This window comes from Pseudooceanicola sp. LIPI14-2-Ac024 (assembly GCF_042188925.1).
Lineage (GTDB): Bacteria > Pseudomonadota > Alphaproteobacteria > Rhodobacterales > Rhodobacteraceae > Pseudooceanicola.
This window is the reverse complement of the sequence record NZ_CP170102.1, coordinates 4,241,297-4,266,918: the sequence shown is the minus strand read 5'-3', so window position 1 is coordinate 4,266,918 and position 25,622 is coordinate 4,241,297. Positions and strand designations below refer to the sequence as shown.

30 protein-coding genes are annotated in these 25,622 nt (G+C 66.6%); 18 read left to right on the top strand and 12 right to left on the bottom strand.

The genetic code is table 11. The annotated features are described in order from the left end of the window. Window positions 1-18 precede the first annotated feature (18 nt). The 5 genes from flgF (at window position 19) to ACE2AC_RS20960 (ending at window position 3,907) form a co-directional block, all read left to right on the top strand. A complete protein-coding gene (flgF, locus tag ACE2AC_RS20980; RefSeq protein WP_375689963.1) occupies window positions 19-768 on the top strand; it encodes a flagellar basal-body rod protein FlgF in 750 nt (249 codons plus the stop codon). Between the two features lie 21 nt (window positions 769-789). Next, window positions 790-1,575: a flagellar basal-body rod protein FlgG gene (flgG, locus tag ACE2AC_RS20975; protein WP_375689961.1), complete on the top strand. Its 786-nt coding sequence runs from the start codon at window positions 790-792 to the stop codon at window positions 1,573-1,575. Between the two features lies 1 nt (window position 1,576). Then, window positions 1,577-2,242 carry a flagellar basal body P-ring formation chaperone FlgA gene (gene flgA, locus ACE2AC_RS20970; protein WP_375689959.1) on the top strand — a complete coding sequence of 222 codons (666 nt, stop codon included), beginning with the start codon at window positions 1,577-1,579 and terminating at the stop codon, window positions 2,240-2,242. After that, the gene (gene flgH, locus ACE2AC_RS20965; protein WP_375689957.1) at window positions 2,239-3,003 is read left to right on the top strand and encodes a flagellar basal body L-ring protein FlgH; all 765 of its coding nucleotides are present in this window, start codon (window positions 2,239-2,241) and stop codon (window positions 3,001-3,003) included. Before flgA ends, flgH begins: the two co-directional genes overlap by 4 nt. A gap of 70 nt (window positions 3,004-3,073) precedes the next feature. Next, window positions 3,074-3,907: a hypothetical protein gene (locus tag ACE2AC_RS20960; RefSeq protein ID WP_375689955.1), complete on the top strand. Its 834-nt coding sequence runs from the start codon at window positions 3,074-3,076 to the stop codon at window positions 3,905-3,907. Window positions 3,908-3,910: 3 nt separating this feature from the next. Here the strand turns inward: ACE2AC_RS20960 and ACE2AC_RS20955 are convergent, their stop codons facing one another. From ACE2AC_RS20955 to ACE2AC_RS20905, 11 genes are all read right to left on the bottom strand, one after another. Next, entirely contained in the window at window positions 3,911-4,573 is a 663-nt protein-coding gene (locus tag ACE2AC_RS20955) for a flagellar hook assembly protein FlgD (RefSeq protein WP_375689954.1), read from the bottom strand. Between the two features lie 22 nt (window positions 4,574-4,595). Beyond that, complete coding sequence (locus ACE2AC_RS20950) at window positions 4,596-5,714, bottom strand: flagellar hook-length control protein FliK (protein ID WP_375689952.1); 1,119 nt, start codon at window positions 5,712-5,714, stop codon at window positions 4,596-4,598. Continuing rightward, window positions 5,711-6,418 carry a sigma-70 family RNA polymerase sigma factor gene (locus ACE2AC_RS20945; protein ID WP_375689950.1) on the bottom strand — a complete coding sequence of 236 codons (708 nt, stop codon included), beginning with the start codon at window positions 6,416-6,418 and terminating at the stop codon, window positions 5,711-5,713. The genes ACE2AC_RS20950 and ACE2AC_RS20945 overlap by 4 nt, the downstream gene beginning before the upstream one ends. 118 nt (window positions 6,419-6,536) lie before the next feature. Next, a complete protein-coding gene (locus ACE2AC_RS20940; protein ID WP_375689948.1) occupies window positions 6,537-7,283 on the bottom strand; it encodes a hypothetical protein in 747 nt (248 codons plus the stop codon). A 224-nt stretch (window positions 7,284-7,507) separates the two neighbouring features. Continuing rightward, window positions 7,508-8,536 (bottom strand): flagellar motor protein MotB, encoded by a 1,029-nt coding sequence (locus ACE2AC_RS20935; protein ID WP_375689946.1) that lies wholly within the window; start codon window positions 8,534-8,536, stop codon window positions 7,508-7,510. Between the two features lie 20 nt (window positions 8,537-8,556). Next, the gene (locus tag ACE2AC_RS20930) at window positions 8,557-8,991 is read right to left on the bottom strand and encodes a MucR family transcriptional regulator (protein ID WP_375689944.1); all 435 of its coding nucleotides are present in this window, start codon (window positions 8,989-8,991) and stop codon (window positions 8,557-8,559) included. A gap of 153 nt (window positions 8,992-9,144) precedes the next feature. After that, window positions 9,145-9,423: a MucR family transcriptional regulator gene (locus ACE2AC_RS20925; protein WP_375689942.1), complete on the bottom strand. Its 279-nt coding sequence runs from the start codon at window positions 9,421-9,423 to the stop codon at window positions 9,145-9,147. Window positions 9,424-9,535: 112 nt separating this feature from the next. Next, on the bottom strand, window positions 9,536-11,386 hold the full coding sequence (locus ACE2AC_RS20920; protein ID WP_375689940.1) for a hypothetical protein: 1,851 nt from the start codon (window positions 11,384-11,386) through the stop codon (window positions 9,536-9,538). Then, entirely contained in the window at window positions 11,383-12,111 is a 729-nt protein-coding gene (locus ACE2AC_RS20915; RefSeq protein WP_375689938.1) for an FkbM family methyltransferase, read from the bottom strand. The genes ACE2AC_RS20920 and ACE2AC_RS20915 overlap by 4 nt, the downstream gene beginning before the upstream one ends. Further along, window positions 12,108-12,737, bottom strand: coding sequence for a hypothetical protein (locus ACE2AC_RS20910; protein WP_375689936.1), 630 nt, complete (start codon window positions 12,735-12,737; stop codon window positions 12,108-12,110). The genes ACE2AC_RS20915 and ACE2AC_RS20910 overlap by 4 nt, the downstream gene beginning before the upstream one ends. Continuing rightward, on the bottom strand, window positions 12,734-13,762 hold the full coding sequence (locus ACE2AC_RS20905; protein WP_375689934.1) for a hypothetical protein: 1,029 nt from the start codon (window positions 13,760-13,762) through the stop codon (window positions 12,734-12,736). The genes ACE2AC_RS20910 and ACE2AC_RS20905 overlap by 4 nt, the downstream gene beginning before the upstream one ends. A gap of 135 nt (window positions 13,763-13,897) precedes the next feature. Here ACE2AC_RS20905 and motA point away from each other — a divergent pair, with 135 nt between their 5' ends. From motA to repC, 6 genes are all read left to right on the top strand, one after another. Then, a complete protein-coding gene (gene motA / locus ACE2AC_RS20900) occupies window positions 13,898-14,764 on the top strand; it encodes a flagellar motor stator protein MotA (RefSeq protein WP_375689932.1) in 867 nt (288 codons plus the stop codon). Beyond that, window positions 14,761-15,033: a hypothetical protein gene (locus ACE2AC_RS20895; RefSeq protein WP_375689930.1), complete on the top strand. Its 273-nt coding sequence runs from the start codon at window positions 14,761-14,763 to the stop codon at window positions 15,031-15,033. Before motA ends, ACE2AC_RS20895 begins: the two co-directional genes overlap by 4 nt. Continuing rightward, entirely contained in the window at window positions 15,023-15,451 is a 429-nt protein-coding gene (locus ACE2AC_RS20890; protein WP_375689928.1) for a flagellar FliJ family protein, read from the top strand. The genes ACE2AC_RS20895 and ACE2AC_RS20890 overlap by 11 nt, the downstream gene beginning before the upstream one ends. 143 nt (window positions 15,452-15,594) lie before the next feature. After that, window positions 15,595-16,767: a plasmid partitioning protein RepA gene (gene repA / locus ACE2AC_RS20885; RefSeq protein ID WP_375689926.1), complete on the top strand. Its 1,173-nt coding sequence runs from the start codon at window positions 15,595-15,597 to the stop codon at window positions 16,765-16,767. Continuing rightward, window positions 16,767-17,693: a plasmid partitioning protein RepB gene (gene repB, locus ACE2AC_RS20880; RefSeq protein ID WP_375689924.1), complete on the top strand. Its 927-nt coding sequence runs from the start codon at window positions 16,767-16,769 to the stop codon at window positions 17,691-17,693. Before repA ends, repB begins: the two co-directional genes overlap by 1 nt. A 192-nt stretch (window positions 17,694-17,885) precedes the next feature. Further along, window positions 17,886-19,013, top strand: coding sequence for a plasmid replication protein RepC (repC, locus tag ACE2AC_RS20875; protein ID WP_375689921.1), 1,128 nt, complete (start codon window positions 17,886-17,888; stop codon window positions 19,011-19,013). Between the two features lie 31 nt (window positions 19,014-19,044). On the opposite strand, the gene fliI is transcribed toward repC, so the two are convergent. Further along, the gene (gene fliI / locus ACE2AC_RS20870) at window positions 19,045-20,421 is read right to left on the bottom strand and encodes a flagellar protein export ATPase FliI (protein ID WP_375689919.1); all 1,377 of its coding nucleotides are present in this window, start codon (window positions 20,419-20,421) and stop codon (window positions 19,045-19,047) included. 154 nt (window positions 20,422-20,575) lie between these two features. Between fliI and ACE2AC_RS20865 the strand changes: the two genes are divergently transcribed. The 7 genes from ACE2AC_RS20865 (at window position 20,576) to ACE2AC_RS20835 (ending at window position 25,617) form a co-directional block, all read left to right on the top strand. After that, complete coding sequence (locus ACE2AC_RS20865; RefSeq protein WP_375689917.1) at window positions 20,576-20,926, top strand: flagellar basal body rod protein FlgB; 351 nt, start codon at window positions 20,576-20,578, stop codon at window positions 20,924-20,926. A gap of 9 nt (window positions 20,927-20,935) precedes the next feature. Further along, window positions 20,936-21,346, top strand: a complete 411-nt coding sequence (gene flgC, locus ACE2AC_RS20860) for a flagellar basal body rod protein FlgC (RefSeq protein ID WP_375689915.1) — start codon at window positions 20,936-20,938, stop codon at window positions 21,344-21,346. Between the two features lie 10 nt (window positions 21,347-21,356). Then, complete coding sequence (locus ACE2AC_RS20855) at window positions 21,357-21,686, top strand: flagellar hook-basal body complex protein FliE (RefSeq protein ID WP_375689913.1); 330 nt, start codon at window positions 21,357-21,359, stop codon at window positions 21,684-21,686. A gap of 18 nt (window positions 21,687-21,704) precedes the next feature. After that, a complete protein-coding gene (locus tag ACE2AC_RS20850) occupies window positions 21,705-21,974 on the top strand; it encodes a flagellar biosynthetic protein FliQ (protein ID WP_375689911.1) in 270 nt (89 codons plus the stop codon). Next, a complete protein-coding gene (locus ACE2AC_RS20845) occupies window positions 21,974-22,768 on the top strand; it encodes a lytic transglycosylase domain-containing protein (RefSeq protein WP_375689909.1) in 795 nt (264 codons plus the stop codon). The genes ACE2AC_RS20850 and ACE2AC_RS20845 overlap by 1 nt, the downstream gene beginning before the upstream one ends. Next, a complete protein-coding gene (gene flhA, locus ACE2AC_RS20840; protein WP_375689907.1) occupies window positions 22,768-24,864 on the top strand; it encodes a flagellar biosynthesis protein FlhA in 2,097 nt (698 codons plus the stop codon). Before ACE2AC_RS20845 ends, flhA begins: the two co-directional genes overlap by 1 nt. 72 nt (window positions 24,865-24,936) lie before the next feature. Then, a complete protein-coding gene (locus ACE2AC_RS20835) occupies window positions 24,937-25,617 on the top strand; it encodes a flagellar biosynthetic protein FliR (protein WP_375689905.1) in 681 nt (226 codons plus the stop codon). The last annotated feature ends 5 nt before the right edge of the window (window positions 25,618-25,622 follow it).

The window sequence follows — 25,622 nt, the reverse complement described above, 5'->3', positions numbered from 1 at the left end:
TTAATCCGAGCAGGAAGCATGGATAATACAGTCTACGTCGCCCTTTCGCAGCTGACCGCGCTTGAGCGCCAGCTCGACGTGACAGCGAACAACCTCGCCAACGCGAACTCGAACGGGTTCAAGGCCGAACGGGTGCTGTTCGAGAGCTATCTCTATGCCGACGGCGGCGCTGAGGTGGGCGACGGCACCAACTTCGTGCTCGACCGCGGATCCTATGTCGACGAGACGCAGGGCGCCCTGGCACATACCGGCAACCCGCTCGACCTTGCGCTGACGGGGAACGGCTGGTTCTCGTACGAGACCGAGGACGGACGCCGTGCCTTCGGCCGCGACGGGCGTTTCGTGCTGAACGACCAGGGCGACCTCGTCACGCTGTCGGGCGCGCATGTCCTCGACGCGGGCGGCGCACCGATCAACCTGCCGCCCGACGTGGCCAGCGCGATGACGATCACGCAGGAAGGCTTCATCTCGGGGCAGGACGGCGGCCAGCTGGCGCAGATCGGCGTGTTCGAGCTGCGAGATCTGCAGCGCTATGAACGCATCGGCAACGGCCTCTTGGCCCCGCCGCCGGGCGAACAGGCCGACGCCATTCCCGACGACCAGACCAACATCCTTCAGGGCAGCGTCGAGATGAGCAACGTGAACGCCGTCGCCGAGGTGACCCGCCTGATGCAGATCCAGCAGGCGTACCAACGGGCGGTGAACATGATGAACACCGAAGACGACCTGAAAAAGGACCTGCTGAGCCGCGTCGGCAAGCCGGTCTGATACCGAACAGAGGACAAGCCCATGAAAGCCCTTGGCATCGCCGCGACCGGCATGATGGCGCAGCAGACCAACGTCGACGTGATCTCGAACAACATCGCGAACGCGAACACGACCGGCTACAAGTCGTCCCGCGCGGCCTTCACCGACCTGATCTATGAGAACATGGCGCGCGAGGGCGCGACCACCGCCGACGACGGCTCGGTCCGGCCGACCGGCATCGACGTGGGCCTCGGCGTGCGGGCGGCGGGGACCATCCGGCTGAACACCCAGGGCGGGCTGGTGCAGACGGAGAACCAGCTGGACGTGGCGATCGAGGGGCGCGGCTACTTTGCGATCACGATGCCCGACGGCACCCAGGCCTACACCCGCGACGGCAGCTTCCGCCTGTCGCCCGAGGGGCAGATCGTCAACGAACAGGGGTTCGAGGTCGACCCCGGCGTGGTCCTGCCCGACAACACCGTCAGCGTCGACATCAGCGAGACCGGCATTGTCAGCGCCTATGTCGGCAACGACGCCACCCCGGTCGAGGTCGGGCAGCTGACGCTGGCCACCTTCGTCAACGACGCGGGCATGAAGCCGCTCGGCAACAACCTCCTCGCGGCCACCGCCGCCTCGGGCGACCCGGTGCAGGGCCTGCCCGGCGAAGAGGGCGTGGGCATCCTGCGCGCCGGCTACCTCGAAGGGTCGAACGTCGATATCATCCGCCAGATCACCGACCTGATCCAGGCACAGCGCGCCTACGAGATGAACTCGAAGGCCATCACCACCGCCGACGAGATGATGTCGGCCGCAAACCAGATCAAGTGACATGAGCCGCCGCCTCCTCCTTGCCCTGCTGGCCCCGCTGCTCCTGCTCGGTGCCGCCGTCGCCGCCGCGACCCCCGAGGTCCTGGTCGAGGAACGCGCGCGCGAGGTCTGGGGCGTGCAGCTCCCGCAGGAGGCCAACATCCGCGTGCACCTCACGCAGAAGCCGCTGGACGAGGCGGTGATGCTCTCGGCCTTCTGGATGGACCGCAGCACCGGCCGCTTCCTGGCCAACGCGGTGACCGAGGGCGGCGAGACCAAGCGCCTCGAGGGCATGGCGCTGGCGACGCTGGACGTGCCGGTCCCCGCCCGTCGGATGATGCCGGGCGAGATCGTGCGCGACGCCGACGTGCAGATGGTCGAACTGCCGGTGAACCGGGTCGGCGCCTATTCCATCACCGAGCGTGAAAAACTGGTCGGGATGGAGGTGCGCCGCATGCTGGCCCAGGGCCGGCAGGTGATGACCCATTCGATCACCGCGCCGATCATCGTCGGGCGCGGCGACAAGGTGCACATCCTCTACGACGACGGCGCGCTGGTCCTTACCGCGCCCGGCAAGTCGCTGAGCGATGCCCACGTGGGCGAGGAGATCACGGTCGTGAACCTCGTCTCAAACAAATCCCTGCGTGCGATCGCACGGCAGGACGGACTGGTCGAGGTGATCCGATGAGCAGCACTACCTTCCGCATCCCGGCGCTGATGGTCAGCGTCCTGGCCCTGTCGGCCTGTGCCGAGAACTTCAACCGCGATCCGCAGGTCAGCAAGGTCGGCGTCGATCCGCAGAGCATCTACGAGGCCGAGACGGCGCAGGTCCCGATGCCCGCGCCGCAGCAGGCGCGCACGCCCTACCGGGCCGAGGGCGCATCGCTCTGGGCGCATGGCTCGACCGGCTTCTTCGGGGATCAGCGCGCGACCCAGGTCGGCGACATCCTGACGGTCGAGATCGACATCGACGACGAGGCGCAGCTGTTCAACGAATCCGACCGGACCCGGTCGGGCGGCAGCACGCTCGCCTACCCCAAGTTCTTCGGCTACGGCACCCAGATCGACAAGATCCTGCCGGGCGTCGGCCCCGACGACCTGCCGAGCGGCAGCAACATCGTCGACATCTCGTCGGCCACCGGCGGGTCGGGCAGCGGGTCGATCAACCGCAACGAATCGATCGAGCTGCGGGTCGCCGCGCTGGTCGTGCAGATCCTGCAGAACGGCAACATGGTCGTCGTCGGCCGGCAGGAGGTGAAGGTGAACTCCGAGCTGCGCGAACTGCGCGTCGCGGGCATCATCCGGCCGCAGGACATCGACATGGACAACACGATTCCCTACGACAAGATGGCCGAGGCGCGGATCAGCTACGGCGGCCGCGGCACCATCTCGGACCAGCAGGGCCGGAGCTGGGGCGAGGACATCGCGGACATCATCCTGCCGTATTGAATCCGGTTTTCGCCATAGTTTCATAAAAGTTAAGCCGGATTTACCCGGCATTACGGGCACCCGAGAACACATGTCCCGGGTGCCCGTCTTCATGAACAAGAACATCATCGCCCTCGCCGCGCTTCCTGCGATCTTTGCCGCCGTCGGTTTCGGCGCCGGCAAGCTGCTGGAACCCGCGCCCGCCACCGCCGCCGCGCCGGTCCAGAAGGCCGCGCATGACGACGCGCCGGACGCCCGCGACGCGCTGCACAAGCTGGCCGAGGACCAGCCCGCCGCGCATGGCGATCACGATGACAGCCTGGCCACGCCCAAGCCGATGAAGGGCACCGAGCACGAGGCCAAGCTGATCCCGGCCAGCGCCACCGCGTCCGATCACGGCAAGGCCAAGCCCGCCGCCAAGGATCATGCCGCGCAGGGCACCAAGGCCGCCGCGACCGGGTACGGCGCCCAGCCGACCGCCGACCGCGGCAGCGCCAAGACCCCGCAGGCCGTGCTGAGCGCCGCGCGTCAGGCGCAGATGAACATCGAATACGGTGAACCCGGCAGCGGCGTGATGACTGAAAAGCAGGTCAAGGATTCCAAGGTGATCAAGCTGGGGCGCATGACCGTCCCGGTGCAGAACGCCCAGAGCATCAGCTATGTCGTGACCGACGTGGGTGTCGCAGTGACCGACATCGACGCCGCCGCGCATTTCAACGTGGCCGAGAACGCCACCCGCCTGCGCGACGCGATCCTGCTGTCGATGCACCGCATCGCCGGCACCTCGGTGCTGCGCGGGGACGAGATCGACCCGCGCGAGCTGTCCGACAGCCTGTCGTCCGACATGAAGACCGAGTTCGGCGAAAAGGTCGTCGACGAGGTCCTGTTCCTGTCGCTCTACAAGGCCGACGTGCCGCGCAGCTGATCGCTACTCGATCACCTCGACATACCCGGCAAGGACGCTGGTGCCATTGGCAAGCTCCAGCGTCGCCAGCCCCTCGTTGTACGAGATGCGCTGCACCTCGGCGCGGCCGAACAGCTCGTACCCCACCGGTTCCCCATCCGTATCCAGCGCCGTGAGCTCGGCGGTGTAGACGCCTTCGGGCAGGACGTTGCCGCTCTGGTCGGTGCCGTCCCAGCCGATGTTCTGCATCGTGCCGGATCCGGTTGGCAGGCCGGTCATCACCTTCACCACGGTCCCGTTTTCGTCGAGGATCGACAGCGACACCGAGTAGGCTTCGTTTTCCAGGCGGTAGGGCACGACCGCCCCGTCGCCGGTCAGCGCCACCTGGTCGCCCGGCGCGGTCACCGTCCGCCCGATCAGCGACAGGCCGGACAGCGACGCGATGCTGCCCATCTGGGCCGAGATCGCCTCGAGGTTGGCGTTGGTCTCGACCGTCTGCTCCACCTGGCTCAGCTGCGCCAGCTGGGTGACGAAGGTGGTGCTGTCCATCGGGGCCAGCGGATCCTGGTTGGTGATCTGCGCGGTCAGCAGCGTCAGGAAGCTTTCGTAATCCGCGCTGAGCTGGTTCAGCGCGTTGCTCGAAGAGCTGGAGGCCGTGGCCGTGGTGCTTGCTGTCGCGTCGATCATGTCGCGCTGCCTTTCCTGATACTCAAACCGTGATGTCGACGCCGCCGTCCGTGACGCGGGCGCGCATCGGCGCCGGATCCGTCTCGGCCTCGGTGTCGGTCACATCACCCAGCACGGGGGACCAGCCCCCCTGCCCTGCCCCGTTGGCGCCCCGGTCCTGCTGACCGAACTCGCCGAAACTCATCGTCGCGTCGTCGACCGAATGGCCGGCGTCGCGCAGCATGGCCGCCATCCCCTCGCGGTCGCCGCGCAGCGCGTTCAGCACCGCGGCGTTCTCGGCCCGGACCACGACGCGCAGCTTGCCGGCTTCGTCGGCGGTCAGGTCGATCTCGACCATGCCCAGGCCCGCGGGCTTCAGCTCGACCTTGATGCGGCCTTCCTCGGTCGCCTGCGCGCGGATCTGTCCCAGGACCTCGCGCGGGTCGACCGGCGGTTGTGCCGTGTGCGCCGCCGCCTGGCCCTGCACCTGCGCCAGCAGCGCCTGCGGCGCGGTCTCGGTCGTTGCGGCCAGCCCGGCGATCGGGGTTGCGGCCGCCGTCTGCGCCGGATCCGTCAGCGGTGCGGCCGGGTGGACCGGCCCGCCGGTCGCGGCGGCAAAGATCACCGTCGGACGCACTTGCCCGGTGGTCGCCTCTTCCGCCTGCGCGGCGACCCGCCCCAGCAGCGGCATCAGCCCCGGCGTCTGCGCCGCCTCGTCCTCGGACAGGGTGCCCGCCAGCGCCTGCTGCAGGGCCGGCAACGCCTCGGCCAGCAGCCGCGCGGGCAACGCCTCGACCGCGCCTTCGCCCTCGGCCGTCAGGCTGGACAGCAGCGCCGACAAATCCGCCGAGAGGCTCGGCTGCGCCGCCAGCAGGCCCGAGAGGTCGGCCACCAGCGTGTCGAGGATATCGGTGATCTCGGCATCCGAGAGGTCGGGCACCGCCAGCGCCTCTTCCGCCTCATCGATCAGCCCGCCGATCCTGTCGGCCAGCGCGCCCTCACCCTGCGCGGCCGTGCCGTCGCGGCCCAGCATCGTCATCAGCGCGGCAAAGAAGCCCTCGCGCCCCGACGCGGCGCTGCCCGCCTGGCCCTGCTGGCCCGCGACCTTGCCGGTCGCCTTGGTGTCGGTTGGCAGGTTGAACAAGGCTGCGAAATCCATCATGCGAGCACGCTCCGCGAAAATCCCCGGTCCACGAGGTTGCGCCGCAGACGCATCATCGCGCGTTTCTCGACCTGCCTCAGGCGCGCCTCGCTCACGCCGAGCTCCTTGGCGATCATGCAGTAGGGCTCGGGGCTGGCCGCCAGCTTGCGGCGGCGGATCACCTCGGCCTCTTCGCCGCTCAGCGGTTCCAGCGCCTCGGCCAGCATCCGGGTCAGCATGGCGCTGCGGCTCTGTTCGCTGACGATGTCCTCCGGCCCCAGCTCGTCCGACACCAGGAAATCGAACGATCCGCCCTCGTCATCCGACGACGACCCGTCCAGCGCGACCATGCCCTGCACCGCCTGGCGCACCAGTGCGCGCTCGTCATCCGAGAGCTTGCCCAACTGGGCGTCGAGGTAGGTCCGCGTCGGAATGTCGATCACCGCCTTGATCCGCGCCAATGCGCTCGAGATACCGTTCATCACCCACCAGGCCGAGTAGGTCGAAAACCGGACCTCCTGCGTGCGGTCGAAATTGTCCGCCGCCCGCATCAGCCCGATCATGCCCTCGGCCGCCAGGTCCTCGAGATGCACCGGGTTGTCGGTGAATTTCGACGCCTGCGACCAGGCCTGTCGCGCATGCGATCGCAGCAGCAGCTCGAGCGCCGCGCGGTCGCCTTGATCCTGCCAGCTGCAGATCGCGTCCCTTTCTTGTTGTACGTTCAACAGGGGTTCGCGCATTGCAGCCTGGTACGACATGGACATCATCCAGGTCCGCCCAACCTATTCTTGCCTGCAAGAACAGGTAAACACAGTTCCTTGATTTGCGGAAGCTTTGTTTGATTTACTGAAGATTAAACCGCGACATGATGCCGGTGCCATGGGACATCTCGGGCTGCGGTGCGCCCAGGACGCGGCGCAGGGTGCTTTCCACCCGCGTCACCCAGAGCGGCAGGCCGGTCGGCCCCTCGCTGACATGCAGCAGGTCCGGCGGCAGCACGGTTGGGTCCGGCGCGGTAAAGGCCGGGTCGAGACGCTTGAGATGGGCGGTCAGCTCGCTGGTCCACAGGAAATCGGGCCGGGCAAAGATCGCGTCGTTGCCGCGCCAGAACCGGGCCAGCGCCTGCGCCATGCCCATACCGAACCCGTGTCGGTCGAACCCGGCATCCAGCAGCGCGGGCGCCAGCGTCATCCGCATCGCCCCGTGCGCCGCGACATAGATCGCGTCGGTCTGGCGCTGCACCGGCATGTCGCTGTGCATCACGGCAAAGAGGATCGTCTCGGCCACCGCGCGGCCGAGCGACTGCGACGCCATCCCGGGCGCCGCGTCGGGCATCATCAGCACCAGCGTGCCATAGGGCACGTCGAGCCCCAGCTCTTCGGCTAGGACATCGCCGAGCGGCAGCGCCGGCATCAGTTCGGTGTCCTCGGACATGACCACCGGGGCCTCTTCGCCCCCGCCGATCCGCAGCGTCACCGCGCGGACCTGGACAATGTCCTGAAAGGCACGGGCAAAGGCCCGTGTTTCCTTGTCATGACTGACCCAGACATCCCCTTGCCAGATCAGCCGCAGCAGCTTTTCCGTACGCATATACCGTTCCCCAAAACTCGTCCGGTTCGCCTTCGCGGGAACTCTTAACTTTAAGTTTACTCTATTTGAGGTGGAGCGCCGAATAAAGTACTAAATGTCAACTATGCCCCAAAATATGGGTTATTTTCCCTGATACTTATCCACATGAAGTGGCCGCGCTAATATTTGGGCGGATCTTTCCCGCAGTGCGGGAAAACGCGCCCTAAGGGCACATTTGCAGCGTGTCAGGGCTGAACCGGGGTGCGCGGGAAGTTCACGGTGACGCTGATCCGCCGGTTTTCGGGGTCCGACGGATCGGTCCCCTCGATCGGCGCCGTGTCCGCCAGGCCCGAGATCCGGGTGATCCGCGACGGGCTGACGCCGGTGTCCAGCAGCACCCGCCGTGTGGCGTTGGCGCGGTCGGCCGACAGCTCCCAGTTGGAATAGCCGCCGGATTGCGAATAGGGGACTGAATCGGTGTGCCCCGAGATCGTCAGCGTGTTCGGCATGTCGATGATCGCCTCGCCGATCACCCGCAGCAGGCCGCGGGTACGTTCGTTCACGCGCGAACTGCCCGTGTCAAAGAGCGACCGGCCCTCCTTGTCGACGATCTGGATGTCCAGCCCCTCGGGCACGCGGTCAAAGCGCAGGTTCTCGAGGAACTCCTCGAGCCGGGAATCCCCGGCGACCTTTTCACGGATCATGTCCTCGATCCGCTGCAGCTCGGCCTCGCGCTCGGCGGCAGCACGGGCCGCGGCCTCTGCGGCGGCGGCGGCCTCGGCCGCCATCTGGATCGGGTCCTCGCTGGCCTCGGTGGCCGGGTTCTCGGCCAGTTCGGGCGCCTCGCCCGCGCCGGCGGTGGTGTCGGTCTTCACGCCGTCCGGCCGGGTCTCGTATTCCACGATGACCTGCGGGTGTTCATCGCGCAGGCGGCTGTCAAACACCGCCAGAGGGTTCTCCTGCCCGAAACTCGGCAGCTGCACCTCGGACCTCGGCCCGTCCGTGCCGCTCAGCACGCCCTCGGGGCCCAGCACGACGCCGTCCAGCAGCCCCTCTCCCCGGCCGCCGCTTTCCGACAGGCTGGGGGTGAAGTAGTCGGCCAGCCCGCGCAGTTTTTCCTCGTCCGAGGCGGCGAGGATCCACAGCAGCAGGAAGAACGCCATCATGGCGGTCATGAAGTCGGCATAGGCCACCTTCCAACCACCGCCGTGATGTCCGTGCCCGCCATCATCCTCGATCTTCTTGATGATGATGGGCCGTTCGTTGCTTGGCATGCCGCCTCCGGGGGAACTCGTTACGCTTCGTTGGCCAGGACCGACCGGTCGTACTTGCCGAAACCGGCCTGCTTGGCATGGGCCGCCTTCTTGCGGGAATAGCTCGGCGCGACCAGCGGCATGTCCTCGGGCAGGCCGAAGGCGCGGCGATATTCAGCCTCGGTCATCCCGTGTTCCGATCCCAGGTGCCGCTTGAGCATCTTGAAGCCCCGACCGCAGCACAGGCAGAACACCTTGTCCTCGGTCACGGCCTTGTCGACCGGCAGCGCGGGCGTCATCTGCGCCGCGGGGCGCCGGGCGCCGGGCTCCTCCGCCACGGCGGCGGCGGGGCTGGGCGCTTTTTCGCCCGTCAGGCGGTTGTAGAGTTCGACGATGTCATCGGGGCTCACGTCGGAGCGCGTCGCAAAGGCTGCAACGATTCGTCCGATGGCGTCCTTTTCAGTGTCGTTATCCATAGGTGCGACCTACCCGTTTCTTGTCATTTCACCATTTTGCGGTGATGAGGCAAGGGTTTATGGGGTTCAAACCTTGCCTTGTCCTTCTTTTATCCATCACCGTGTCTGTCTTGCATGGTGTTTAATGTAAGTGAAACCTTCGCGAAGGGAACACTAAGCTCTGTTTTTCTTGTTTCGAGCGGCTTCCCGCCGCTTGATGTATGCTTCCGAGACCATGGGATAGTCCGGAGGCAGGCCCCACTTCTTGCGGTACTGGTCCGGGGTCATCCCCAGCGTCTGCCGGATGTGACGGTGCAGCACCGCCCGCCGAACACCTGTTTCAAGGCATGTCAGCGTGCTCGGCCCTGGCCCGGGCGGCGGCGCGCCGAAGGGTTCCGGCGTCGGTGCCGGCTGGACGAACCGGCCCATGAACCGACGGATCAAGTTCTTCATCTGCTCCTGCCTTTTCTTGCAGTTCTTGGCTTCTGCCTCGCAAGAGAAGTATGCGCTGGAGTTTAATTCATGTTGAAAATGTGAAGGTTCTTGCGACCTGCGCAAAGATCTTTCAGTCAAGGGCCCGCAACTCAGCCAGAGGCGCGGTCCAGTCACCGGCCTGCCCCTGCTGGATATGGGTCTTGAGCGACCCGTACCACTGATCCACCGGCCCGCCGTTCAGGCCCCAGTACCACATCAGCTCGGTCCCGAGCGGCAGCAGCAGGTGGGTGTCGGGATGGCCAAGCGCCCCGCACATGTGGGCGGTGGTGTTGTCGATCGTCACAACCCGGTCGAGCGCCATGATCTGCGCGGCAAAGCCCTGGAGGTCGGCCATCTGGTCCACGGTCTTGTCGTCCATGAAATCGAGGTCCGGCCGCGCGGCGCGGGCGGCGGCAAGGTCAGCCGCGCAATCGCCGTACTGCAGGTTCACCACCAGCGAGCCTTCGGGGAAGGTCTGGACCACCTCGGCCAGGTCGATCGAGCGCAAGGCACCGATCAGCGACCGGCTGGCCCAGGACACGCCGATGATCGGGCGGCCCTTGGCGCGCGCCTCGTACTTGGCCCGCAGCTCGTCCCGCCGCGGCTCGGGCGTGGCGAGGAAGGCACCGTGCCGCGCCTCGGCCGGGTGTTCGGCCAGGTAGCGCACCAGGTCGCCGAGATAGACGAGCTCGCCGGGCGATCCGGCCTCGCGGGTGCCGACGAAACTTTCCATCGGCGCAAAATCGAGGCCGAAGTCATTGCCGTCGAGCAGCGGACCGAACCGGGGATCGCCGACAAAGGTCATCCGGCAGCCCTCGGGCAGCGGCGCCAGCCGCAGGAGCGCCATCAGCGCCAGCTGGTCACCCACCCCCTGCTCGCTGACAAGATAGACGTGGTCCCGCCCGGCCAGGTTCTCGGGGGCCGAGTTCTCGGCCGCCACCCACTTGCGCTGCTGGTCAGGGAACCGCTTGGCAAAGTGTCCCCAGCCTTCGGCATAGTCGCCGGCCCGCAGGCGGTAGGCGCCATAGGCCTTGTTCATCCGGTGGCCGCCGTCGACCACGTGGGTGGCCTCGTCGTAGGCGGCCTGCGCCCCGGCCAGGTCGCCCCGGTCCTGCCGCACGTTCGACAGCACCCCGCGCGACCGGGCAAAGCCCTCGGGCGTGGCAAACTCCAGCGTGTCGGCCAGCGTCTCGACCTCGTCGTACTTGTGCTGCAGCCGCAGCGCGGTCAGCAGGGTCAGCGCGATGGTGTCGTCCTTCATGCCCTCGTCCAGCAGCGTCCGGGCATAGGTCTCGGCCGCGGCCAGCTTCACGCCATATAGCAGCCCCTTGAGCCGTGCGACCTTGTGTGCGTCGGGCGCCGGATCCAGCCGATAGGTCTTTTCGAACCACTCGACCGACTTGCCCGTCTCGTCCACGTCCAGAAGCATGTCGCCGATCTGGTTCGCCAGCTTCGCATCGTCGATCCGACGCGCCGCCGGCACCACCACGTCCAGCGCCGCCAGCTTCCGGCCCATCAGCCCCATCAGCTGCAGGTAGAGCGTGATCAGCCCCACATCCTTCAGCCCGGCCCGGATCGCCTGCGCAGCCAGCGCCACCGCCGGTTCGACCTCGGCCTCAAGGACATGCGCCTTGGCCATCCCGCCAATCGCCACCGGATCCGCCGGCGCCTTGTCCAGCGCCTGTGCAAAGAACGCCTTGGCGGTCTTGCCCTCGCGCTGGTTCAGCGCCGCGCCGCCCAGGATGATCCAGCCGTGGATATTGCCCGGGTGGCTCTGGGTCACCGGGTGCGCCAGCTGCAGCGCGGTGCGCACGTCGCCCGCGTTCAGCGCCATGTAGGCCTGGTGCAGTGCCAGCGACTCCTCGCCCTTGATGCCATAGAGCTTGGATGCCTTGGCGATCCGCGCCCGCTTTTCCTTGCGCGACAGGGCTTGGGTGTTCATGACGCCTCCCTCGGCACCGCGAAGTAGTCCACGGTGTTCACATACTGCGTGCTGTCCGCGACCCGGTAGCCGGCCTTGCGGCACCAGGTCTGCACGAATCCCATGATGTTCGGCCGCTGCACCTCGACCCAGATCAGCGGCTTGTCCCGCGCGATCAGCGCCTCGGCCCCGGCCAGGACATCGAGCTCCATCCCCTCGGCGTCGATCTTGATGAAATCGACCGTCTCGTCGCCCATCAGCTCGTCGAGCGTCCGGGTCTCGATCCCGCCGTCATCCGCCGCGACAAGGCGGGTGGCGCCCAGGTTGTTGGTGTCCGCCGTCTCGGTCCGGAACCGCCCGTGGCCGGATCCGGCGCCCAAGCCCCAGCCGCGCCGGTCGACCATCGCCTCGACCCCGTTCACCGCGATATTGTCCTCGAGCAGCGCCAGCGCCTCGGGGTTCGGCTCCACCGGGTAGATCCGCCTGGGGTTCAGGTTCTTGCCGTACCAGATCACGTGGTTGCCGATGTTCGCCCCCACCTCGACGATGCTGGGCCGCTCGACCTTGAGAAGGCGGCGCAGTTTCTCCAACGAATCCGCCTCGAAGAAACGGCCGCTGGCATGGGCATGCTGGATCAGGTCGCCCGGGTTGGTCAGCCGCATCCGTGCCGCCGGGCTGCCGTCCGGCCCGGCGATTTCGACATAGACGCGCATCCCCTCGAGCTCGGCGCGCCACTGCTCGGTCACGCTGCGGGTCCAGTCCGCCCCGGTGGCACTGCGCGGGCCCTGGGAATGCTCGCCGCGGCGGTGGAGGAAGAAGATCTCGGCCGTTTGGCGCAGCGGCAGTGCCGCCAGAGTTGGAAGTAGAACTTGAAGTCCTCGCCCGCGTCCATGTCCGGGTCAAAGCCGAAGCGCGCGGCGCACTCGGTGCGGACGAAATGGCCGATGTTCAGCGTCAGGAACGGCGCGTTCTGCAACAGCTCCTCGCGGGTGTCGATGCGCACCGGCTGGCCCTCGCGCAATTCGACATCCTCGTCGCCCTCGCGGAAGTTGCAGGTCATGCCCCAGACGGCGTCCAGATCGGGCTCGGCCGCGATCACCTGGCCGAAGGTCTCAAAGGCGTTCGGCGTAATCTTGTCGTCGGCGTCCAGGAAGAACACCCAGTCGACGCCAGCCTCAAGCGCCTGCCGCAGCGCCTGGTTGCGGCGGTTCGACCGGCCGTGCAGCCCGGCCGTGTCGTCCATCACGTAATGCTCGATCTCGTCGAAGGGACCGCGGCTCCACTCGATCGCCTGAGCGACCGAGGGCGCGCTACTGGTCTGCAGAAGCACCTGGTGCCCCGGCCCGACCGGCGTGATGACGGCACATTTCATCGGTCGGACCTGAGGATCGCCGGCGGGTCCGAGGAATCGACCGCCCGGATCACCGAGCCGGTCATCAGCCCGACCCCGGTCAGCGCCACCAGCGCAAGGCGGATCGGCGTCAGCAGGCGGCGGCGCGGGCGGCGGGCCAGGCGGACCTTCGGCGCCACGACCTCGGGCGTTTCGGCCACCGGCTCCGGCGCCGCGATCCGGGCGCCGGGGGCGACGAACACGCCGTGCCCGGTCACCGTCACCTCGGCCAGGCGCGCGGCTTCTCCGAGCCGCTGCGCCAGGGCCGCCGGAAACAGCTCTTCGCCCATGTCCACCACCAGCGGCTCACCGGGATGCCAGTCGCCGATCGCCTCGCGCGGGATGACAAAGCGCGAGAAGTCGTCGCGGAACGCCAGGTCTTTGGCCCGGATCGCCGCGGTGCGCACCGTCACCCGTTCGGGCGCGATCACCAGCCGCACGCCGCGCGCGCCCTGGCTCAGCCGCCCCTCGACAAAGACGCATTCCTGCTTGCGCGCCTCGCCGGCCGTCACATAGCCGCCCGGCAGCCCCGGCGCCGCGCGCTCTTTCGGCCGGACGTCCATCAGGCGGAACCGGGGCCGCCAGCCCCCCTGCCCTTCCGGCGCGGCGGGTTTCGCCACCTTGGGCATCGCGCGGGCCACCTCGGCCCGCCGCTCGCGCCGGTCCTGCTCGAACCGGTAGTTGATCAGGTGATCCGCGGCCATCTCGGGCAGCTCGGTTTCGGCGGCCACCATCTTGAGAAGCTTCTGCTCGTCCGAGAACATGACCCGGCAGGTCGGCAGCCCCTCGACCGGCGGCACCACGGCGAAATCGCCGACGGGCCGGTCGAGCACCGCCGAGATGCGCCCGATCACCTCGCGCCCCTCGCCCACGTGGTGCAGCAACATCTCGCAGCCGCCCTCGGCGTCCATGCACAGCACCAGCCCGATCTCCTCGGGCCAGTCGCGGAACACCCCGGCCAGGTCGGATGCGTCGAAGAAATACGCCAGTTTCTCTGAGCTCATCATGGATCACGCCGAATAATCTTTGGTACAGGGACAATCTATCCTTGTTTATGCTTGAATGAAAGTAAAAATTATCTATGATTTCTCATGTAGCCGGGACCAACCGGCAGTGACCTGTCAGGCAGAGACGTACCGACCATGACAATGTTCCTCGGACTTGCGCTCGTATTCGGACTCGTATTCGGCGGCTTCATGCTGTCGGGCGGGAAGATGGATATCGTGCTTCACGCCCTGCCCTTCGAGGGCATGATGATCGGCGGCGCGGCGATCGGCGCCTTCGTGATCGCCAACAGCTTTTCCGTCATCAAGGCCAGCCTCGGCGGCGTGGTGAAGGTGATCAAGGGGCCGAAGTGGAAGGCCAGCGACTACACCGACCTGCTCAACCTGATGTTCGAGCTCACCCGCATCTACAAGGCCAAGGGCATCCTGGCGCTCGACAGCCACATCGAGAGCCCCAAGGAAAGCGACATCTTCCAGCGCTATCCCAAGATCGCGCATGACCATTTCGCGATGGACCTGATCCGCGACAGCTTCCGCATGCTGTCGATGCAGTTCGATGACAAGTACGCCACCGAGGACGTCATCAACCGCAAGATCAAGAAACACCACCACGAGACGCTGCAGGTCGCCCAGGCGATCCAGACCATGGCCGACGGCCTGCCCGCCATCGGGATCGTCGCGGCCGTTCTGGGCGTCATCAAGACCATGTCGTCGATCGACCAGCCGCCCGAGATCCTCGGCGCGATGATCGGCGGCGCGCTGGTCGGGACCTTCCTCGGCGTGTTCCTCGCCTACTGCATGGTGCAGCCGATCTCGGGCCGCCTGACCCAGATCGAGGAAGAGGACGCCGCCTTCTACCACATCATCCGCGACATCTTTGTCGCCATGGTCTCGGATCACCCGCCGTCGATCTGCGTCGAGATCGGGCGCGGCAACATCCCGACCCGGATGCAGCCCGACTTTTACACCGTCGAGGCCGCGCAGAAGGAACTGCCCGCGGCATGAAACGGCTTCTCGCCCTTCTCCTCATGCTGGCCGCCGGCGCGCAGATCGTGCTGGCCGCCAGCGCACCTGCCGAGAAGGAAGAGATGCCCGAAGACGAACCCGAGATCACCTCGGCCGCCGTCGCGGGCCGCTTCGACAAGCGCCCGCCGACCGAGGTGGGATACCCGGTCGATATCCTGCTGCGGATGCGGCAGAAGCTATCGGGGGAATACAGCCTCGGCACCGACGGGGCCGAGGCTCCGGCCGAAGAGCCCAAGAATGGCCACTGACGCCGAACGCCGCCGGTTGCGGGCGCTTGGCGTCATGGAACGGGTTAAGGGATTCGAAACCGATCGCCAGGCCCGCCAGACTGCCGAGATTCGCGACCGGATGCGCAAGCTGGTGGCCGAAAAACAGTCTCTATTGCACCGGATTACCACCGAAAGCCACGTCGAGAGCACCGAGGGCGCGGCTTACCTCGGCCGGTTCATCCGGTCGATCCGCGCGGAAATCGAGCGTGTCGATACGCTGATTCACATGCTCAAGCCCGACCTGGAACGCGCCGAAGAGGCGCTGCGCAACGCCCTGGCCGAGCAGAAAACCTTTGAGATTCTGCGCATTAGCCGCACCGCGGCCCTGCGCGACGCGGCCCGCAAGCGCGAGGCCGCCGAGCTGGACGAGATCGCGCTGCAAACCTGGCGGCGTTGACCCAGCGTAGTGTCTGGGTGACAGGCACACACCATATCTTGCAATTTTGTCTTGCCCGAATCTCCGAAAGCGGCCATTCAATTACGGAGAATAGTGAATAACACGACATAAAGCGTAACAAACGCTTTGGGTACGAGGGCAGAATGGGCCGGAACGAACGCATAGACCTGTTGGTCGGCGACCACGCAGCACGTCTTTCGGAGCGCCTCCAGGCGCATCGGGAGCAGCTGTTTCCGCCCCACGCCCGCAAGGAGCTGCGCAAGTTCACCAGCGGAGAGGTCGCGGCGATGCTGGGCGTCAAGGACGCCTACCTGCGCAAGCTGCACCTCGACGGCAAGGGCCCCGAGGTCGAGATTCGCAACGGCCGGCGCTACTACGCCCCCGACGACATCGCGGAATTGCGGAATTTCCTCGAAAGAGGGACGAAAACACCGGGAACTTACCTCCCCGGACGGCGCGGTGATGACCACCTCCAGGTCATCACCGTGATCAATTTCAAGGGCGGCTCGGGCAAGACGACCACGGCCGCCCATCTCGCGCAGAAGGCCGCGCTCGACGGCTACCGCGTGCTGGCGATCGACCTCGACCCGCAGGCGTCGCTGTCGGCGCTGCACGGCTACCAGCCGGAATTCGACCTGCTCGACGGCGGCACGCTCTACGACGCGATCCGCTACGACGATCCCGTCCCGATGAAGGACGTCATCCAGAAGACCTATTTCCACGGCCTCGACATCGTGCCCGGCAACCTCGACCTGATGGAGTTCGAGCACGAGACGCCGCGCGCGCTGGCGGAACGGTCGGGCAACCTCTTCTTCACCCGCGTTGGCGACAAGCTGGCCGAAGTCGAAGGCGAGTACGACCTTGTGGTGATGGACTGCCCGCCGCAGCTGGGGTTCCTCACCATGTCGGCGCTTTCGGCGGCCACCGCCGTGCTGGTGACGGTCCATCCGCAGATGCTCGACGTGATGTCGATGTGCCAGTTCCTGCTGATGACCTCGAACCTGCTGGGCGTGGTGGCCGAGGCAGGGGGCGACATGGGGTATGACTGGATGCGCTACGTGGTGACACGCTATGAGCCCGGCGACGGGCCGCAGAACCAGATGGTGAGCTTCATGCGCTCGATGTTCGGGGATTACGTCCTGAACCACCCGGTGCTGAAATCCACCGCGATCTCGGATGCCGGGATCACCAAGCAGACACTCTACGAGGTGGAGAAGAACCAGTTCACCCGCTCCACCTATGAACGCGCGATGGAGAGCCTGAACGCCGTGAACGGCGAGATCCTCGGCCTCGTGCAAGAGGCATGGGGGCGCTGATGGCACGCAAGGATCTTCTCAAGGGGCTGATGCAGCCGCAGGAGCCGAAGGACGAAGCCCCTGCCCCGCGCCCGCAGCCGCGATACACCAAGGGCGCCATCGGCGCCGTGTCGCAGTCGATCGCCGAGCTGAAGAGCCGCGCGCTCGAGGAAGTGCCGGCCGACCTGATCGACTCCGCCGGCCTCAGGGACCGGCTGGGCGAGGACCGCGAGGAATTCGAACGGCTCAAGGACAGCCTGCGCGACTATGGCCAGCAGGTCCCGGTCATGCTGCGGCACGATCCGAACTACGAGGGCCGCTACCAGGTCGTCTATGGCCGCCGCCGGGTCGCCGCGCTCAAGGAACTGGGGATGCCGGTCAAGGCGATGATCCGCCAGATCAACGACCGCGACCTGATCGTCGTGCAGGGCCAGGAGAACGCCAACCGGCGCGACCTGACCTTTATCGAAAAGGCCAACTTTGCCCGCCAGATGGTCGCGCTGGAATTCGACCGAAAGGTGATCTGCGACGCGCTGAACATCGACAAGACGGTGATCTCCCGGATGCTGCAGGTGGCCGACGCGGTCCCCCTGCCCCTGATCCAGGCCATCGGCCCGGCGCCCTCCGCCGGGCGTGACCGATGGCTCAAGCTGGCGCAGCACATCGGCGACCGCGACCCGGCCGAGCTGGGCCGCGCGCTCAAGGCCGACACCTCGGACGCCCGGTTCGAGGAAGCCTTTGCGCTGGTCACCGAGAAACCGAAACCGGCCCCTAAACCCGCCCCGCTTGAGCTGAAGCGCGACGGCAGGACCATCGCGACGGCGAAGAAGGCCGGCACCAGGACGACCCTCACCTTCGACGCCAAACAGGCCGACGGGTTCGAGGACTGGCTGATCGAGAACATCGCAGAGATTCACCGCGACTGGAGCAAATCCCGCGGAGAATAGGGCCATCCGGCCCACCAGGGAGCAGCAACGACAGGAGGCACGACAGAGGCAGGACCAAAAGAAAAGCCCCCCAGGACATGACATCCCGAGAGGCCTGTTCGTTTTCGCACCTCGAACCTAGCCGCTCAAGTTGACAGCTGTCAACGCCGGTCCAGTCCGGCGGGCCGAAAAGTTTTGCCCGGTGATACCGATATGCAGACAGTGACGACGACGCCCTTCGGGCGGCGGCCGGTGACGGCTGGCCAGATCGAATCCGCGGCGCTTGCCGCGCGTCCCGCCCCGGTCCCGCAGGTGGACAAGTGGGAGGTGATGAAAGACCTTTCGACCGCCCGCGCGGGGTTCGGGATTTCCGACCGCACGCTCGCGGTCCTGAACGTCCTGGTCGGCGTGCATTCCGAACGGATGCTGGCCGACGGCGACATGCTGATCGTCTATGCCTCGAACGCCACGCTGTCGGCGCGGGCCCACGGGATGCCGGAAAGCACCCTGCGCCGGCACCTGGCCGCGCTGGTCGAGGCCGGGCTGATCGCCCGCCACGACAGCCCGAACGGCAAACGCTATGTCCGCCGCGACGGCGACGGGGACGCGATGCGCGCCTTCGGTTTCGACCTGCGCCCGCTTTTGGTGCGCGCCTGCGAGATCGCGCTGGCCGCCCGGGCGGAACGCCAGCGTCTGAGCGTGATCGCCGCGCGGCGCGAAGAGGTCGTGCTGCTGATGCGCGATGCGGGCAAGCTGGCGGATTATGCCGCCGGGCAGGGCACCAACACCGACGCGCTGGCCGACCGGCTGCTGCTGGCGAAACGCGAACTGCGCCGCAAGCTCGACCTCGATACCCTCGAAACCCTGCGCGACGCGCTCGTGTCCCTTGTGGACAAGTTGCGCGAAACCGTGGCGGTCGAGGTGGAAGCGCCCGTCGCGCCAACGGAACTGAGCGCCTGTGACAGCCAGAATGAGCGGCACATACAGGAACCAGACAAAAAACAATCTGATTTGAAAGGGCAGGGGCCGGATTTGCGGACCGTGCTCAACCGATGCCCGGATATCCTGCCCTATGCCGATGACGGCGTCAGGACCTGGGATGATTTCACCCGTCTCATGGCTCGGATCGCGCCCATGACCGGTATCGACCTTCCCACCTGGACCGACGCCTGTCGCGCCATGGGCCCCATCGAGGCCGCGATTGCCGTGGCCGGGATCGTGCAGAGAATTGGCATGATCCGCTCACCCGGGGCGTACCTGCGCACCCTTGCGAAAAAGGCGCGGGGCGGGGCGTTCTCGGTGGACCAGATGCTGGGCCAGACGACCCGGCAGGCGGCGTGAGGGCGGAAAGTTGACAGCTGTCAACTCTGCCTCAGTCGTCGTAGATCGAGGACTTCTTCTTCTCGGGGACGCCCTTGACCGGGGCCGCGTTGTCGATCTCTTTCCGCGGCAGGTTCACGGAGATCCCGGCCTCGGAGAGCTTGTTGTAGACCAGTCCAAAGGCGGTGTCGGACGCCATGCTCTCGCGCTTGGGCTGGGTCAGGAAATCGTCAAGCGGGGCCGAGAGGCGGACGGCGGCGTCAACCTCTTTGTCAGTGCCTTCGCGGTAGGCGCCGATGCGGACCAGCTCCTCCATGTCGGCATAGCGGGCGACGGCCTTCCGCGCGGCGCGGTAGATCGCGTACTGCGCCTCGGAATGGCAGTCGGGCAGCATGCGGCTGACCGAGCGCAGGATGTTCACCGCCGGGAAGCGGCCCTGTTCGGCGATGCGGCGGTCCAGCACGACGTGGCCGTCCATGATGCCGCGCACCGCGTCGGCGATCGGGTCGTCCATGTCGTCGCCGTCGACCAGCACGGTGTAGAGCGCGGTGATGTCGCCGCCCTTGCCGGTGCCGGGGCCCGCGCGTTCCATCAGGCGGGGCAGCTCGGCAAAGATCGTCGGCGGATAGCCCTTGGCGGTCGGCGGCTCGCCCCCGGCCAGGCCGATTTCCCGCTGGGCCATGGCAAAGCGGGTGACGCTGTCGACCAGCAGCATGACCGACAGGCCCTGGTCACGGAAGTATTCGGCAACGGCGGTCGCGGTCCAGGCGGCTTGGCGGCGCATCAGGGGCGGCTGGTCGCCGGTGGACACGACGACGACGGATCGGGCCAGCCCCTCCTCGCCCAGGTCCTGCTGAAGGAAATCCTGCACCTCGCGGCCGCGTTCGCCGACCAGGCCCACGACGATCACGTCGGCCTGCGCGGACCGCGCCAGCATCGACATCAGCGTCGATTTACCGACGCCTGACCCGGCAAAGACACCCATGCGCTGGCCGTGGCAGATCGGGGTGAAGATATCCATGACCTTGACGCCGGTCTCGATCTTGGCGCCGACGCGGCGGCGGTCGAAGGCGGGCGGCGGGGTGTTGCGGACGGGGCAGGGGATCGTGCCTTCGGGCAGCCGGCCCTTGCCGTCGATCGGGCGGCCGAGCGCGTCGATGACCCGGCCGATCCAGGCCTTGTCGGGGCGCAGTTCGTCACCGGCCTGCGCCACGGCGACGCGGTCGCCGGTCATGATTCCGTCCCAGCTGCCGTAGGGCAGGAGGCGTGTACCGTTCTCGTCGATGCCGACGACCTCGCCCAGCACCGGACCCTTGCGGCCCTGCACCACGCAACGTGATCCGATGCCGACCGCGCGTTCCAGCCCGGTCACCGTCAGCACCAGCCCAAGCGCCGATCGGACCTGCCCGGTTATGCTTGATCTTTCCATGGCGCGTGTAACAGACGAAAGCTCAGAAAACGTCGTGTGCATGGACACTATCCATTGTAAACCATGTTTTAATCATGCTATCCTTGTTTCGACAAAAAGGGAACCGCTGATGAAACTTTCCGGAATGTCTTTTTTTCAGGTCGCATCGCAGCGGATGCAGTGGCTCGGTGCGCGCCAGGTGGTGATCTCCGAGAACATCGCGAATGCCGACACGCCGGATTACAAGTCCAAGGACGTCGGCGCCTTTGATGCGATGATGGAGGGCAACGAGCGGTCGAACGGCCTGCGCGTGACCAAGCCGAACCACATCCAGGGCGCGCCGAAGTCGAACATCGGCATCGAGGCCGACACCGGTCCCTGGGAACAATCGCTTGACGGCAACACCGTGTCTCTCGAGCAGCAGACCATCAAGGCCGCCGAGGTGAGCGAGGGCTACAAGCTCGCCGCCTCGCTTTACCGCAAGGGGCACGACCTGCTGACCCTCGCGGTCACCGGGATCCGGTAGGGGAACATCATGGACAATCTCAAGTCGGTACTATCCGTCGCCGCGAGCGGCATGAAGGCACAGGGCGAACGTCTCAAGGTCGTGTCCGAGAACGTGGCCAACGCGGCCTCGACCGGCACCACGCCGGGGCAGGAGCCCTATCGCCGCAAGGTGATCTCGTTCGAGGAACTGGTCGACCGTGAAAGCGGCGCCTCGATGGTCAGCGTTGCCGACATCACCCGGGACACCGCGGATTTCGAGCTGCGCTTCGACCCGGCGCACCCGGCGGCGAACGAGGACGGGTTCGTGCAGATCTCCAACGTGCAGACCGTGCTCGAGATGAGCAACATGCGCGAGGCGTCGCGGTCCTACGAGGCCAACCTGAACATGTTCGAAGCGGGGCGCAAGATGCGCACGCAGCTCCTTGATCTCCTGAAATAGAGACTGATTGATGGCCGATTACTCAACCGTTATCTCCAATGCCGCGGTCGACGGCGCCTATCGCAGCTCGCGCGAGATCAAGTCGGTCGCGCCGGCGCTGGACATGGGCGCCGCGCCCGAGGGCCCGACCTTCTCCGAGATGATCAAGAAGGCCGGCGTCGACACCGTCCAGACGATCCGGCAGGCCGAGGCCCAGGCACAGGCCGGGCTCTACGGCGACGCCGACACCCAGGCGGTCGTCGAGGCGACGCTCGAGCTCGACTCGACCGTGAAGACGGCCGTGGCGGTCCGCGACAAGCTGGTCGAGGCGTACCAGGAAATCATGCGCATGCCGATCTGACGGCGGGGCAGGGGACGGATGAACGAGGCCGACACCTACGCGATCATCTCTGAGACGTTCCAGACGGTGCTCTTCGCCGCCGGACCGATCATGGGGATTGCGCTGGTCATCGGCCTGATCGTCGCCGTCTTCCAGGCCCTGACCCAGGTGCAGGAGATGACGCTGACCTTCGTGCCCAAGATCGTCGCGATCTTTGTCGGGCTGCTGGTCTTTTCGCCGTTCATCTATTCGATGGTCAAACGGCTGTCGGACCAGGTTTTCGACCTGGTCGTTAGCGGGGGGTTCTGATGCGCCGGTTCGCGGGTCTCTTGGCGATGCTGCTGCTGGTGGCGGGGCAGGGGGCGCGGGCCGACTGGTCCGGCTTCTACACCCCCACGGAACGCCCGGCGGACGAGATGCGCGGCCACCGCAACACCGGCGCGCCCGACGGGGTCTGCATCCAGGAAATCCTGCGCGCGCAGCTGCGCTACCAGATCCCCGGCAACATGCTGCTGGCCATCGGCCTGCAGGAGGCCGGGATGATGCGCGAGGGCGAGCTGACGATCTGGCCCTGGGTCGCGAATGTCGAGGGCGAGGGCCGGTTCTTTGCCACCCAGACCGAGGCCGAGGACTGGGTCAAGGACCGCATCCGGTCGGGGCAGAAGAGCATCGACCTGGGCTGCATGCAGGTCAACATCCACTGGCACCCCGATGCCTTCGACACCCTGCGCGACGGCTTCAACGCCGCCCGGAACGTCGATTACGCCGCCCGCCTGCTGGTCAGCCTGCACAAGGAAACCGGCGACTGGATCATGGCGGCCGGGCGCTACCATTCCGCGACGCAGGAGTACCAGCAGGTCTACCTCGACCGGCTGCAGGTCAATGCGAACATCGCGAACACCCGGATCGACACCTTCCGGATGCTGGCGGCGCAGGGCGGCACCTATGTCGCCGGGGCGGAACCCCGCGCGCCGCTGCCCGAGGGGCATTTCTGGACCTCCTGGCTGACCCAGGACCGGGCCGACGCGGGGCAGGGGACGCGCAGTCTCTATGCCCGCGAGGCGCTTGAACCGATCCTGCCGAACTTCATGAAGACCTTCTGATGGCGAACCAGACCACCAACAGCCCGAACGTCCCGCTGCCCGGCTTTGTCGCCCGGGGCCTGGCCAACCGCGACGTGGCCTTTGCCGTCGGCGTGACTATGGTGCTGGCGGTGCTTTTCGTGCCGCTGCCGCCCATCATCCTCGACTTCGGGCTGGCGGTGTCGCTGTCGGTCTCTGTCCTGGTGCTGATGGTGGCGCTGTGGATCCCGCGCCCGCTGGACTTCAACTCGTTCCCGACGCTGCTCCTGGTCGTGACCATGCTGCGGCTGTCGCTGAACGTCGCCTCGACCCGGCTGATCCTGGCCAATGGGCACACCGGCACCGACGCGGCGGGCGGGGTGATCGAAGGCTTCTCGCGCTTCATGGTGTCGGGTTCGTTCATCATCGGGATCGTCGTGTTCGTGATCCTGGTGGTCATCAACTTCGTCGTCATCACCAAGGGTTCGACCCGTATCGCGGAGGTTTCGGCCCGGTTCAGTCTCGATTCCATGCCCGGCAAACAGATGGCTATCGACGCCGACCTGGGCGCCGGGATGATCGACGAGGACGAGGCGCGTCGCCGCCGGAAGGAGCTCGAGGACGAAAGCGGGTTCTACGGCGCGATGGACGGTGCGTCGAAATTCGTGCGCGGCGATGCGGTGGCGGGGATCATCATCACCCTGACCAACGTGATCGGCGGCATCCTGATCGGCGTGATGAGCCACGGGCTGTCACTGTCCGAGGCGGCCAACAACTACACCGTCCTGACCATCGGCGACGGCCTCGTGTCGCAGATCCCGGCGTTGATCGTGTCGCTGGCGGCGGGCCTGATCGTCACCAAAGGCGGTACAGTCGGGGCGGCGAACGAGGCGGTGCTGGGGCAGCTGTCGCGGTTTCCCAAGGCGTTGTTCATGGCCGCGGGCCTGTTGGTCTGCATCGGCCTGCTGCCGGGCTTTCCCAGCCTGGTCTTCTTTGTGCTGGCCGCGCTGATGGCGGGGCTGGGCCTTTCGATGCACCGGCAGGCCAAGGCGGCCGCCGCCGCGCAGGCGCGGGCCGACGCGATCGAGGACCGGGCCGACACCGCGGTCAAGGAAGACAGCATCAAGGACACGCTCAAGCTCGACGACCTGCGGCTGGAGCTGGGCGAGGCGCTGGTACCGCTGATCTCGTCCACCGACGGGGCGCTGGCGGGCAAGATCAAGAGCTTGCGGAACCTCTTTGCCCGCGAATTCGGCTTTGTCCTGCCGTCGGTCCGGATCAAGGACGACCCGATGCTGGGCGGGCAGACCTATGCCATCCGGGTGCAGGGGGTCGAGGTCGCGCGCGGCGAGGTGCACGCCAGCCGCATGATGGTGGTGAACCCCGGCGAGCTGAACGTGGCGGGCATCCGCGCCAAGGATCCGACCTTCGGGCTCGACGCGCTCTGGATCGAACGCAAGGACGCGCTCGAGGCCGAGTCGATGGGGCTGACCGTCGTCGATCCGGAAAGCGTCATCACCACCCACCTGACCGAGGTGGTCAAGGAACACATGCCGGAACTGCTGACCTATGGCGCGACGCGCGGGCTGGTCGAAGGGCTGGACCGCGAATACCAGAAGCTGGCGGGCGAGATCCCCGGCAACGCGCCAATGGTGCTGATCCAGCAGGTGCTGCAGGCGCTGCTGGCGGAACGGGTGTCGATCCGCAACCTGCCGCTGATCATCGAGGCGATCGCCGAGGCCAAGCGCGGCACCTCGAACGTGGTGCAGATCACCGAGAGCGTGCGGCGTCGGCTGGCCAACCAGATCTGCAAGTCGCTGGTCGACCAGAACGGCTTTGTCTCGGTCATCACAATGTCGGCGGCCTGGGAGAAGGAATTCATCGAGGCGCTTCGGATCAACGGCGAGGACCGCAACTTTGTCATGTCGCCGCAGCGGGTGCAGGAATTCGTGCTCGAGGCGCGGCGCGCGATCCAGGGCTTTGCCGAGCGCGACGAATGGCCGGCGCTGCTGGTCAGCCCCGAGGTCCGCAGCTTTGTCCGGTCGATGCTGGAGCGAGTCAGTCCGCTGACGGTGGTGCTGTCGCACAATGAGGTGCATCGCAAGGTGTCGCTGCGCACCGTGGCGACCATCGGCTGATGAACCTCGCGGCCTACCTCTCGGGTCAGTTCCTGCCGGTGGCGCTGGTGTTCTGCCGGCTGGGGGATGATCATGTTCATGCCCGCGCTCGGCGAAACGCTCTATCCCGCGCGGCACCGGTTGGCGATGGCGCTGGTGCTGTCGCTGGCGCTGGCCCCGGCGATCGGGATCGGGCCGCTCGCCTTCGACAGTTACGGCCAGCTCGTGATCGCGATCATCAAGGAGGTCACGATCGGCGTCTGGATCGGGCTGGTCGGCCGGATCATCCTGAGCGGGCTGCAGTTCGCGGGCTACCAGATCGGCATGGTGTCGGGCCTGGCCAACGCCTTTGCGCCGCAGATGGGGTCGTTCGAGGGCGCGACGATGGTGTCGACCGGCCTGATGCTGGGCGCCATCGCGATGATCTTTGCCACCGACCTGCATCACGTCATCATCGAGGCGGTGCTGCTGAGCTACCGGGTGTTCCCGGTCGGCCAGCTGATGATCGCCGACATGACCCAGCAGATCATCCGGGCGGTGTCGGAAAGCTTCTACATCGGGCTGGCGGTGTCGGCGCCGTTCTTCGTCATGGGGTTCCTGATGAACCTCGGGCTGGGGCTGGCGAACCGGATGATGCCGAACCTGCCGGTGTTCTTCGTCGCCGCGCCGATCCTGATCATTTCGGGGTTCTCGGTTCTCGTGATCGCCGCGCCGCACATGCTGCGCGAATTCGGCGCCCGGTTCGCCGAATGGCTTGGCCTGTTGACGTTCTAGGGGGC